The sequence below is a fragment of the Dokdonia sp. R86516 genome, assembly GCF_044596715.1.
Classification (GTDB): Bacteria; Bacteroidota; Bacteroidia; order Flavobacteriales; family Flavobacteriaceae; genus Dokdonia.
This window is the reverse complement of sequence record NZ_CP138998.1, coordinates 1,311,440-1,323,824: the sequence shown is the minus strand read 5'-3', so window position 1 is coordinate 1,323,824 and position 12,385 is coordinate 1,311,440. Positions and strand designations below refer to the sequence as shown.

General features: G+C 37.6%; 12 protein-coding genes. 7 read left to right on the top strand and 5 right to left on the bottom strand.

Annotation, left to right across the window (positions count from 1 at the left end):
• The first annotated feature begins 17 nt into the window (after window positions 1-17).
• Together SJY23_RS06115 and SJY23_RS06110 are read left to right on the top strand one after the other, a co-directional pair.
• On the top strand, window positions 18-542 hold the full coding sequence (locus tag SJY23_RS06115) for a DUF2975 domain-containing protein (protein ID WP_396597843.1): 525 nt from the start codon (window positions 18-20) through the stop codon (window positions 540-542).
• A gap of 3 nt (window positions 543-545) precedes the next feature.
• A complete protein-coding gene (locus tag SJY23_RS06110) occupies window positions 546-749 on the top strand; it encodes a helix-turn-helix transcriptional regulator (protein WP_299151061.1) in 204 nt (67 codons plus the stop codon).
• 86 nt (window positions 750-835) lie between these two features.
• Here SJY23_RS06110 and SJY23_RS06105 read toward each other — a convergent pair whose 3' ends face one another.
• The 5 genes from SJY23_RS06105 to SJY23_RS06085 form a co-directional block, all read right to left on the bottom strand.
• On the bottom strand, window positions 836-1,114 hold the full coding sequence (locus tag SJY23_RS06105; protein ID WP_035325900.1) for a F0F1 ATP synthase subunit epsilon: 279 nt from the start codon (window positions 1,112-1,114) through the stop codon (window positions 836-838).
• Window positions 1,115-1,162: 48 nt separating this feature from the next.
• On the bottom strand, window positions 1,163-2,671 hold the full coding sequence (atpD, locus tag SJY23_RS06100) for a F0F1 ATP synthase subunit beta (RefSeq protein WP_035334816.1): 1,509 nt from the start codon (window positions 2,669-2,671) through the stop codon (window positions 1,163-1,165).
• A gap of 295 nt (window positions 2,672-2,966) precedes the next feature.
• Window positions 2,967-4,814 carry a glutamine--fructose-6-phosphate transaminase (isomerizing) gene (gene glmS, locus SJY23_RS06095; RefSeq protein ID WP_035334817.1) on the bottom strand — a complete coding sequence of 616 codons (1,848 nt, stop codon included), beginning with the start codon at window positions 4,812-4,814 and terminating at the stop codon, window positions 2,967-2,969.
• A gap of 15 nt (window positions 4,815-4,829) precedes the next feature.
• Window positions 4,830-6,587 carry a DUF4270 domain-containing protein gene (locus tag SJY23_RS06090; RefSeq protein WP_396597842.1) on the bottom strand — a complete coding sequence of 586 codons (1,758 nt, stop codon included), beginning with the start codon at window positions 6,585-6,587 and terminating at the stop codon, window positions 4,830-4,832.
• A 7-nt stretch (window positions 6,588-6,594) separates the two neighbouring features.
• Window positions 6,595-7,407 (bottom strand): glycogen/starch synthase, encoded by an 813-nt coding sequence (locus SJY23_RS06085; protein WP_035334819.1) that lies wholly within the window; start codon window positions 7,405-7,407, stop codon window positions 6,595-6,597.
• Window positions 7,408-7,517: 110 nt separating this feature from the next.
• On the opposite strand from SJY23_RS06085, the gene panC reads away from it, so the two are divergent.
• From panC to radA, 5 genes are all read left to right on the top strand, one after another.
• A complete protein-coding gene (gene panC, locus SJY23_RS06080) occupies window positions 7,518-8,366 on the top strand; it encodes a pantoate--beta-alanine ligase (protein ID WP_396597841.1) in 849 nt (282 codons plus the stop codon).
• Between the two features lie 21 nt (window positions 8,367-8,387).
• The gene (gene panD / locus SJY23_RS06075) at window positions 8,388-8,738 is read left to right on the top strand and encodes an aspartate 1-decarboxylase (RefSeq protein WP_396597840.1); all 351 of its coding nucleotides are present in this window, start codon (window positions 8,388-8,390) and stop codon (window positions 8,736-8,738) included.
• A 2-nt stretch (window positions 8,739-8,740) separates the two neighbouring features.
• Entirely contained in the window at window positions 8,741-9,697 is a 957-nt protein-coding gene (locus SJY23_RS06070; RefSeq protein ID WP_396597839.1) for a lysylphosphatidylglycerol synthase transmembrane domain-containing protein, read from the top strand.
• Window positions 9,698-9,744: 47 nt separating this feature from the next.
• The gene (locus SJY23_RS06065) at window positions 9,745-10,890 is read left to right on the top strand and encodes an alpha/beta hydrolase (protein ID WP_396597838.1); all 1,146 of its coding nucleotides are present in this window, start codon (window positions 9,745-9,747) and stop codon (window positions 10,888-10,890) included.
• Window positions 10,891-11,011: 121 nt separating this feature from the next.
• Complete coding sequence (gene radA, locus SJY23_RS06060) at window positions 11,012-12,382, top strand: DNA repair protein RadA (RefSeq protein WP_035334822.1); 1,371 nt, start codon at window positions 11,012-11,014, stop codon at window positions 12,380-12,382.
• Window positions 12,383-12,385 lie beyond the last annotated feature (3 nt).

Genomic DNA, 12,385 nt, shown 5'->3' with positions numbered 1-12,385 from the left:
TACTTATGACAAAAACTTTGAAATATCATCTCCGTAGTCTATCTATAATTGTTATTATAGCAATGATCTACACAACTCTAAAAACTGTCGCAATTTTAGTGATATCCTTGACGCTTCCTTCAAGCCAACTCGTCAAATTTACTGACGTGATTAAAAGTGAATTCTTTAAAAAAGGTTTTAATGATCCAGGTAATTGGACAGCAATAATTTTTATTATTTTATTTACTATTCTGAATTTATATCTTTTAAAGCTACTCCTGATATCCTATAAACTTATAAAGGAATATAAAAATGGAGAACTATTAACCGATCAAATCACTAAAAAATTGACACTTATAGGCGAAGGTTTTTTAAACTATGGCTTATCTTATGCTGCCCTCTTTATGATTATTGGTGTATTTTTTTACAATAATGTATCTTCAATTACAGATGTACTTCCTCTACTTATTGTTTGCTTCATTTTTGGAAAAATGATACTGTTGCTTGCTGCCATCTCTAAAAAAGGTGTGTTATTGAAACAAGAAAACGACCTAACCATATAATCTATGCCTATAACGATAAACTTAGACAAGGTGCTTGCAGAACGTGAGATGAAGAGCAAAGAACTCGCAGAAATCATAGGCATCACCACAGCAAACCTTTCTATACTCAAATCTGGTAAGGCAAAGGCAGTGCGCTTCTCTACGCTTGAGGCTATCTGTAAGGCCTTAGATTGTCAACCTGGCGATATACTGGAGTATTCTACATAAAAAGCTCTTATAGCTATTTCCAAAACAATAAAAAAGCCCAAATTCTCATAAGAATTTGGGCTTTTAATAATGTATGTTAATGCGCTTTAATCTGCTAGCACAATCACTTTATTGTTGTTCATCTCTACAGTACCACTAGCAATTACAAGTGACCACTTACCGTCTGGTGTTTTGGTAAATTTACCTTCTTGACCATCGGCTATAGTAGGATTTCCTTCAAATTTTACAGTACCTGCTACTAGTAAAGAAACAGTTGCTGCGTGATTATCTAACATTTGGTATTCACCATTAACACCTGGTACGGTAACCGATGATACTTCACCGCTTACTAAAGATGCCTCTGGAGTTACAATTTCTAAATGCATAGTTTATAATTTATAGTACGCTTTCGCGAAAGCGTAATTAAAAATCTCTTAAGCCTCTTGAAGCATTTTTTCTCCTGCTTCGATTGCCTCTTCGATAGTTCCTTTAAGGTTAAATGCTGCTTCTGGAAGGTGATCTAACTCTCCGTCCATAATCATATTAAATCCTTTGATAGTTTCTTTAATATCTACCAGTACTCCTGGGATACCTGTAAACTGCTCTGCTACGTGGAATGGCTGAGAAAGGAAACGTTGTACACGACGTGCACGTCCTACTGCCATTTTATCTTCTTCAGATAATTCTTCCATACCTAAGATGGCAATAATATCTTGAAGTTCTTTATAACGCTGTAAAAGCTCTTTTACGTTTTGTGCACACTCATAGTGCTCATTACCTAAGATATCTGCAGTAAGGATACGTGATGTAGAGTCTAGTGGATCTACCGCTGGGTAAATACCAAGCTCTGCAATCTTACGTGAAAGTACTGTAGTTGCATCAAGGTGAGCAAAGGTTGTTGCTGGTGCTGGATCGGTAAGGTCATCTGCAGGTACGTAAACCGCTTGTACAGATGTAATAGATCCTCTCTTTGTAGAAGTAATACGCTCTTGCATCGCACCCATCTCTGTTGCTAGTGTAGGCTGGTAACCTACGGCAGATGGCATACGTCCAAGAAGTGCAGATACTTCTGATCCTGCTTGAGTAAAACGGAAGATGTTATCTACGAAGAAAAGTACATCTTTTCCTTGTCCTTCTCCTGCTCCATCACGGAAATACTCAGCTATAGTAAGTCCAGAAAGTGCCACACGTGCACGTGCTCCTGGTGGTTCATTCATTTGTCCGAATACGAAAGTTGCTTTTGAGTCTCTCATCGCAGTTTTATCTACTTTAGAAAGATCCCATCCACCTTCTTCCATAGAGTGCATAAAGTCATCTCCGTATTTGATAATACCAGACTCAAGCATCTCTCTTAAAAGGTCATTTCCTTCACGTGTACGCTCTCCTACTCCTGCAAATACAGAAAGACCACCGTGACCTTTTGCAATATTATTAATCAACTCCTGGATAAGTACTGTTTTACCTACTCCTGCTCCTCCAAATAATCCAATCTTACCTCCTTTTGCATAAGGCTCAATAAGGTCAATTACTTTAATACCTGTAAAAAGTACTTCTGTAGATGTTGACAGGTCTTCAAATTTTGGTGCGCTACGGTGTATAGGTAAACCTGCATCTCCAGTTTTAGGAAGATCATCCATACCATCAATAGCATCACCTATTACATTAAATAGACGACCATAAATATCTGCCCCAATAGGCATTTGTATAGCAGATCCTGTTGCAACAGCATCCACCCCACGGCTTAATCCGTCTGTAGAGTCCATTGAGATTGTACGTACTGTATTCTCTCCAATGTGTGACTGTACTTCAAGAACTAATTTTGTTCCGTTTGAGTTTGTAACTTCTAGTGAATCGTAAATTTTAGGTAACTCAGTTCCGCTCTCAAAAGCGACATCTACTACTGGGCCTATAATTTGTGCAACTTTACCTGTAACTTGTGACATTAGTCTCTATATTAATGTTTAGCAAAATAATAGCGAAAAACTTGTCGTTTTTCGTCGTGCAAAGATACTGTTTAATTTTTTATGCAAAAGTGTAAAGTGTAAGTTTTTGAAGTGCTTTTTTTAGTGATGATTACGCTTTCGCGAAAGCGTACTAAAAACTAGGGGTTACGGTTATTACCCGTGATAATTTCTATGACAAAAACTTTTGAGCCCGGCCAAAAAGTAACGCATAAAAAAAGGATATTTTAAACTTGAGTTTAAAATATCCTTCTAAAAAATTCTAATTGTTTACTACCTACTCTACCGTAACAGACTTTGCAAGGTTACGTGGCTGGTCTACGTTTTTATCAAGCATCAAAGCGATGTGATAAGACAGTAATTGCAGCGGTATGGTTGCAAGTATAGGTGTGAGTGGCTCAAGTGTTTCTGGTATTTCGATAATGTGATCTGCAAGGCGTTTTACCTCTGTATCACCTTCTGTAACAATACCTATTATTTTACCACTACGTGCTTTAATCTCTTCAATATTACTTACCACTTTCTCATAATGGCCTTTTCTCATAGCGATTACAAAAACTGGCATCATTTCATCAATAAGAGCGATAGGCCCGTGCTTCATCTCTGCTGCTGGGTATCCCTCTGCGTGTATGTATGAGATTTCTTTAAGCTTTAATGCTCCTTCTAGCGCTACTGGGAAGTTGTATCCACGACCTAGGTAAAGTGCATTAGGTGCATCTTTATATTGTGCTGCTACAAGCTCTGCTTGATCATTACACTTAAGAGCTTTCTCTACCTTTCCAGGTATTCTCTCTAGTTCTTGAAGGTAACTTCTAAACTCTGACTCTGCCATCTTACCTGTAGCTTGCGCTAGCCTAAGTGCGATAAGCGTAAGTATGGTAATCTGTGTTGTAAATGCCTTTGTAGATGCAACCCCAATTTCTGGACCTGCGTGTGTATAAGCCCCAGCATCTGTAATTCTAGATATAGATGAACCTACTACGTTACAAATTCCAAATACAAATGCTCCTTGTTTTTTGGCAAGTTTAATAGCCGCCATTGTATCTGCTGTTTCACCACTTTGTGAGATAGCAATTACCACATCATCTTTAAAGACAACCGGGTTACGATATCTAAACTCTGAAGCATACTCAACCTCTACAGGAACGCGAGCAAATTCTTCAAAAATATACTCCGCCACAAGACCTGCGTGCCAAGAAGTACCACAGGCAATAATGATAATACGACGAGCGTTTTTAAACTTCTCGATATTATCATCAATACCTGCCATTTTAATTATACCTTCTTTTACAAGCATACGCCCACGGAAGGTATCTTTAATAGCTTGAGGCTGCTCATAAATTTCCTTAAGCATAAAGTGATCATAACCACCTTTTTCTATTTGCTCAAGATTAAGCTGAAGCTCCTCTATATACGGATCAACTAAAGAGTCATCTTTAATCTTACGTACTTTTAATTTTTTATGATTGCGTATTACCGCCATCTCACCATCTTTAAGATAGATGGTTTTCTTTGTATACTCAATAAAAGGAGTCGCATCTGATGCAATAAAAAACTCATCTTCTCCCACACCAATCGCAAGCGGACTTCCTAATCTTGCCACAACAATCTCGTCTGGCTTCGTCTTATCAAAAACTGCAATTGCATAGGCACCTATAGTTTGATTAAGTGCTATTTGCACAGCCTTACCAAGCTTTACACCTTCGTTTTTCTTGACATCCTCTATTAAGTTAACAAGAACTTCTGTATCAGTATCAGACTCAAAAGTATAGCCACGCTTAATAAGCTCTTGACGTAGTGGGTCGTAATTTTCAATAATACCATTATGGATTATTACTAAATCTCCAGAATTTGAAAAGTGAGGGTGGGAGTTAACATCGTTAGGCACTCCGTGAGTGGCCCATCTTGTATGACCTATTCCTATACCACCAGTTGTAGTAATATCTGCTTCGAGCTTAGCTCGTAAGTCTGCGACTTTCCCTTTTGTTTTAGAAAACTTCACATCCGTTCCGTCATATAATGCTATACCTGCACTATCATAACCCCTGTACTCAAGCCTTTCTAAACCTTGAACAACTACAGGATAAGCTTCTCTATGACCTATGTAACCTACAATTCCGCACATATGTGATTTTATTTTTTAAAGTCCTAATGCTATACCACAAGGGCTAGTAGGATCAATTTCTTCTGTTATTGTGTAATACAATCTCAATTTTAATTTCTTTTCTTCATCAGAACTTGCACTTCCATGTAATATAGTCCCCTCCGGTGAAATCACTCCAGAGAATGGAACTCGCTGTCCATCTTGGACACCTCCCGTACCACCGATAAGCGCAGTGTTATCAATTGTTACATTTTGTGAGACAGATAAAGCTAATCTTACATTTGTGGAGTCATTCTTAATAATATTGTTGATGTGCTGTGTAAGTCGTATTCTATAACTAACACCGTTACTTGAAAGATCACCATCAACCTCTCTAGAAAGCCTACCTAAGTGGTTTGTTCTCGTATTTACAGCCCCACCCTCTCCTGTTGAGTTATCTATAAGAGCATCTAGCAACGTAGCATTATTATCATAGTCATAAATAAATAATCGCTCAGGCTCTAGCTCACCACTACTCCCAGCATTTAATTCATCTTGCTGAACGTAAAATTGCAAATTGGCTTCATTTACAATAATATTACACGCTCTTAAAGCCTCTAACTGATCTGCAACACCGTTATCGTCCTCATCTGCACCAAATAAATCAATTAAGGCAATACTACCATCCCCACCTTTTACATATAAATTTTCTTCACCGTCAACAATGTTTTGAGACTCATTAAAACTCGTAGACCCTATAGGGCTCTGACTAAAATCATTTTCATATGCGATTGCACGTACACCAGAAGATCTTAAGGATATATTTCCCGTTCCGGTTGATACTACTTCTCCAGAATCATCTATAGTAGAGTCCTCATTAGTAAAAGAATAATATATAGTTACATTTAAGTTTGCCACATCAAATAGGATAGCACTTCCCTTATCATCAATAGCTTCTGCTTTTAAATATAAACCTCTAAAATAATCGTTAACCGTATTTTGATTTAACAAAGTACCTTGACCTTCTTGGTCTATGATTGCTTGTTTCCAATAATCTAAGACAGCCGCATCGTCAGCATTTCCGCTTGTGTATGAAAGTCTAATTCTTGGACTCAATCTATCAATCTCATTAGTTCCATCTGGATCACCAGCATCGTCAAGATTTGGCGTAGTTAATACGATTTCGCTATCATCTAGAACAAAACCTTCTGCTTGCGTTCCATCAGGCAGCGAATCACGCACTTCAAATAGCAAATCTCCTTCTACTCCTTGAAATTCAGAAATCTCATTAGAATAATAAATTGCTGAGCTTTCAAAATCTTCGGCTGGATCTAAACTATTTAAAAAGAAATTTGATCTGTAAACAGACAATTTCATTTGACCTGGAGTGTTCCCAAAAATAGAGTCTAATGAATACGTAGAATTTCCATCTGTATCAGTTTCTTCTAATGTAGAATAATATGGAAGTGAAAAAACAACAGAATCAATTTCAGTATCATCACCAAAATCTGGATCATTACTAGACAGAGAAACCTGTGTTAGTAATGAACTCGTTGTCGATCCATAAGTAGGGTCTTTATAAAAACCAATAACTCCCACTGATGTACCACTAGTTTGCACCCCATTAAAACCTGAAGCATCAGCATAATTACGACTGTAAGCTGCAATTTTTAAATCTTGAGCAAGCTCTGTATCAAAATTAACCTCTCCTACAATACTTGTTCCAATAGAACCAAAATCGTCCTCACAGGAAATAATCAACAGCGCAAGCCCCATAACCATGGCTGCTTGCTTAAGCATTTTATTCAATCTCATAATTAGTCTATTCTTCTAAAACTTGAGTAGTGTAAAAATCTTCGTAAGCCTGAGGGAATTCCTCTTTCTTCTTATACGGCAAAACAGGAATTTTGGTCGTATTAAGAATTTTCATCAAGTCCTCATTTAATTCTTGAGAACCTACTATTGCAGCATCACTATTCTTGATAGTAACTTTCATAAGGTTTTCGTAAGTAGGATTTTCTAACTCTTGTATAGACTCTGGATCAATACCATCAAAAGCTACTTTATTAAGAAGCTCTTCATTTAAAGCCCCTTCAAAACCTTGGTTGTAAATAGAAGTTACAATTTTACTTTGCGCAAATAAAGGCTCACTCGCATAGTAATGCTTTAAGTATAGAGGCAATAGAGATGCTAGCCACCCTTGAACGTGTATAATATCTGGAGCCCAGTTTAATTTCTTTACCGTCTCCACAACTCCTTTTGCAAAGAAAATGGCGCGCTCATCATTATCAGGGAAAAGATTTCCCTCTTCATCTGTAAAAGTCGCTTTACGCTTAAAATACTCTTCGTTATCTATAAAGTACACTTGAATACGCTCCTTCGGTATAGAGGCGACCTTAATTATAAGAGGCATATCAAAATCATTGATAACCAAGTTCATTCCAGATAATCTAATTACTTCGTGTAGTTGATGTCTACGCTCATTAATATTACCATAACGTGGCATAAAAATGCGTATTTGCCCACCCTTGGAATTAACCATTTGAGGGGCTTCAAACGACATAGAGGCAATCTCGGTCTCTGGGAGGTATGGAATCACTTCAGATGACACGTACAATATCCTCTTATCTTTCATATATGTAAAAATTAGGTTGTTAATCTATTCAAAAAACACGCAAAAGTACAAATTTTTACGCACTTAGTCTTAATATTAGTAAGTTTGCATCCCGTTAAAATTTTAATAAAGTGCAAGCAATAACAGCTCATAAACAGATTTCTAAGATCGTCCATCAAGCAAAAAGCAATGGCAAATCCGTAGGTTTTGTCCCTACAATGGGCGCCCTACATCATGGACATGCATCACTTATTGATTATGCACTCAAAGATTGTGCCCTAATTGTAGTAAGCATTTTTGTTAATCCTACACAATTCAATAACGCCTCAGATTTAGACAAGTATCCTCGCACTCTCGATAAAGATCTAGACTTTCTAGCCCATTATGGAGATAAAGTGGTGGTCTATGCACCAACAGCTACAGAGGTTTATGGTAATAAAGTCTCCTCTACCCCTTATAATTTTGGAGCCATAGAAAAGGTTATGGAGGGAGAGCACAGGCCAGGACATTTTGATGGTGTAGGCACTGTTTTAAATCTGCTTTTTAGACAAATAAATCCGGACAAAGCATATTTTGGAGAGAAAGATTATCAACAACTTGCTATTGTACGCAAGCTAGTAGAAAAAGAAAAACTACCTCTAGAAATTATAGGCTGCCCTATTCACAGACAAGAAGACGGCCTTGCCATGAGCAGTCGTAATGCACGACTTACTGAGAACCAACTTGCTATTGCACCTTTTATTTATGAGGTACTCCAGTATGTGAAGAATAATTTTGACACACACTCTGCGCTACAATTGAGAAAGTATGTTTCAGCGGCTTTTGAGAAAAAAGAAGGCCTCGACCTTGAATACTTTGAGATTGCAAATATTAAAAATTTAAGTACGCTTTCGCGAAAGCGTAAAAATGAACAATACCGAGCTTTTCTTGCCGTTTATGCTGGTGAGATTAGACTCATAGATAATATAGCCCTAAATTAAACTTATTATTACCTTTGTACTATGCTAGTAAATGTTGTAAAATCAAAAATACACCGCGTTAAAGTAACGGGTGCCGAGTTACATTATATTGGAAGTATTACCATTGATGAAGACTTGATGGACGCTTCAAATATAATTGAAGGAGAACGTGTACAAATTGTAAACGTAACAAACGGAGAGCGTCTTGAGACGTATGCAATCCCTGGACCAAGAAATAGTGGAGAAATTACCTTAAACGGTGCTGCTGCTCGTAAAGTTGCAAAAGGAGATACGCTTATCTTAATTGTATATGCTTTTATGGAAGTAGAAGAAGCAAAAAAGTTTAAGCCTACTTTATGCTTCCCTAATGAAGAAACAAACTTGCTCAACTAACGTTGATAAATAACAAACATAAAAGTCTCGCACTTAAAATTATACTCCCACTTGTGGGAGTTTTTTTGGTTTGGTACCAACTTAGTAAAATGACTGCGGTAGAGCGCAGCGATATGTGGGAAGCGATAAAAATGGTAAATCCTCTATGGATTGTTATCTCGCTGCTATTTGGTTTATTTAGTCATTTTTCTCGAGCTTACCGCTGGAAATACTTACTAGAACCTTTAGGGTACAAGCCTAAGTTCATCACAAGCTTTATGGCTATTATGATTGGCTATTTTGCAAATACATTTATTATTAGATCAGGCGAGGTTTTAAGAGGAATGAGTCTTTCAAAAACAGATAATATTCCTTTTGAAAAAGCCTTTGGAACTATTGTAGCAGAGCGCATTGCAGATCTCATTGTACTGCTACTCATCATGACTACAGCTGTAATATTACAATCTACAGCGCTCGTAGCTTATTTTCAAGAGAATGCAAATCCCACTGGTTTTATCATACTCCTTGCTGTAGGCCTTACTGCAGGAGTTTTTGGTTTGCGATTACTTAAAAAGTCTTCACATCCTTTTATTCAGAAAATTAGAAACTTTGGACTCGGACTTCTTGATGGGGTAAAAAGTATTCTAAATATGCAGCATAACACTGCATTTATACTACACACCTTATTTATATGGGGTATGTATATAGGTATGTTTTGGATCATGAAATATACGGTACCTGGCACTGCAGAGGCTCCACTAGGGGTTATTCTAGCTTCCTTTGTAATAGGTGCATTTGCAATGAGTGCTACAAATGCAGGAATGGGATTATATCCCATAGCTATGGCTGCAATATTTACTTTTTTTGGATACGAAGATGGCGCAACCTTTGGCTGGCTCCTTTGGGGAACCCAAACTATTTTTAATGTAATCATAGGCGGCATTTGCGCACTTATCTTACTGCTTATTAAAAGACGGTAATTTTTCATATTTTAGGACTATCCAAATAACTAAAAAGTTATTCCCACATGAAAATAAACCTACTTACTCTAATACTCTGTGTTTACAGTGCACTAGCTTCTTCTCAAATTGACTACAAAGAGATTCAATCAGAAATTCTAGGCACATCCAGACAGCTTAAAATACAGTTACCTCGCAATTATGATGAGAATATAGAAAAATCATATCCTGTAATTGTAGTTATGGATGGCGACTACTTATTTGAGCCCGTAGCTGGTAATGTAGATTATTATAGCTATTGGGAAGAAATGCCACAAGTTATTGTAGTAGGTATTAATCAAGTAGACAGTAGAGATGATGATACATTTTATGATGATGTAAGCAACCTCCCATCTGATACTGGGGCTTCATTCTTTGAATTTTTAGGCTTAGAAGTAATGCCTTATCTCGATCAAAATTACAGGACTAGTACTTTTAGAATTGCAGTAGGTCACGACATGACCGCAAATTTTATGAATTACTATTTAATGAAAGATCCTGCCCTTTTTCAAGGATACATTTCTTTAAGTCCAGATCTCGCACCACAAATGGAAGAACGCCTTGTTGCTAGATTAGGACAAGCAAAGCAAAAAATATTCTATTACCTCACAACAGCAAGTGACGATATAAGTGTACTACGCGATCCCATTATTCAACTAGACGCTCAGATGAAACAGGTTCAAAATGAGAATGTTCAATATAATTTTGACAATTTTGACGGAGCAACGCACTACTCACTTGTGGGTCGCGCTATACCAAAGGCATTAGAAAACATGTTTTCTATATATCGCCCTATTAGCAAAAAGGAGTATAAGGAGAAGATACTACCTAGCGAGTCTCCTTATAACTACCTTATAGATAAGTATGCAACGGTAAAAACACTTTTTGGCTTAGATGATGCTATACGCATTAATGATTTTATAGCAACATCTACAGCGCTGGAGAAAAAAGGAGATTGGGAAGGTCTTGAAGAGCTTGGAAAACTTGCTCGCAAGCAATACCCACAAACTATGCTAGGGAACTACTACCTCGCACTATCACTAGAGAAGTCTGGAGAACCTAAGAAGGCAATGCGCGCATATCAAAATGCTTTTTTACTAGAAGAAGTATCATTTCTTACTAAAGATTTAATGCTAGAAAGAGCAGACCAAATCAAACAAGACTTTGGCTATTAACCACCTACAACACTTGTTTTTTTATAGCGTTTGCTTATACTTTAGTTTAGACATTATTTAAATCAAAATAATTTTAAAAGGAGGTTTGATTCTCTAATTTTGCAAGTACATTACTCATTTTATGGCCAAAATAAAAACTACCTTTTTCTGTCAAAACTGTGGCACACAGCATGCCAAATGGCAAGGCCAGTGTAATGCTTGTAAACAATGGAATACCATTGTTGAGGAGGTTGTACAAAAAGCAGACAAAAAGGATTGGAAGTCTGAAACCGCAAAGGTTTCTGGACTTACTCGCACAAGCAAACCACTTAAGATTGCCGATATTTCTACAGCTTCTGAGGCTAGAATGAATACTAAAAATGGCGAACTTAACCGTGTTCTAGGTGGTGGACTAGTACCTGGGTCTCTTACTCTTCTAGGTGGAGAACCTGGAATAGGAAAAAGTACTTTACTACTACAGATATCACTAGCGCTACCTTACAAAACACTCTACGTCTCTGGAGAGGAAAGTCAGCAGCAAATAAAAATGCGTGCTGAGCGCATTAATCCAGAAAGCGACCAGTGTTATATTCTTACAGAGACAAAGACTCAAAATATCTTTAGGCACATAGAAGAGATGCAGCCAGATATTGTAATTATAGACTCTATACAAACGCTACATTCTGATCATATAGAAAGTACCGCTGGGAGTATCTCACAAATACGTGAAACCACTTCAGAGCTGATACGATTTGCTAAGGAAACAGCAACACCTGTGATCCTTATAGGTCATATTACAAAAGATGGGAATATTGCTGGTCCAAAAATTCTTGAACACATGGTAGATACCGTTCTCCAGTTTGAAGGAGATCGCAACCACGTTTATAGAATTTTAAGAGCTCATAAAAACCGTTTTGGGAGCACTAGCGAACTAGGCATCTATGAGATGCAAGGCTCAGGATTGAGAGAAGTGAGTAATCCAAGTGAGATTCTCATTTCAAAGAATGATGAAGACTTGAGCGGGACAGCAATCGCAACCACAATGGAAGGGATGCGACCGCTTATGATAGAGATTCAAGCGCTTGTGAGTACCGCCGTCTATGGAACACCACAACGTAGCTCAACAGGATACAATGTAAAGCGACTCAATATGCTTCTCGCTGTATTAGAAAAACGAGCAGGTTTCAAACTAGGCGCAAAAGATGTTTTTCTCAACGTGACTGGAGGAATCACTGTAGATGATCCTGCTATAGATCTGGCAGTGGTAGCGGCAGTGCTATCGAGCAACGTAGATATCCCCGTAGATAAGTCCATGTGTTTTGCAGCAGAGATAGGTCTCGCAGGAGAAGTACGCCCCGTAAACCGTATTGAACAACGTATTGTAGAGGCAGAAAAACTAGGCTTTACAAGTATTGTGATTTCAAAATATTGCAAGATACCTGATACTAATTATCACATCAATGTGATTAAAGTAGCCAAAGTTCATGATGTCGTGAGACATCTTTTTGGATAAGCC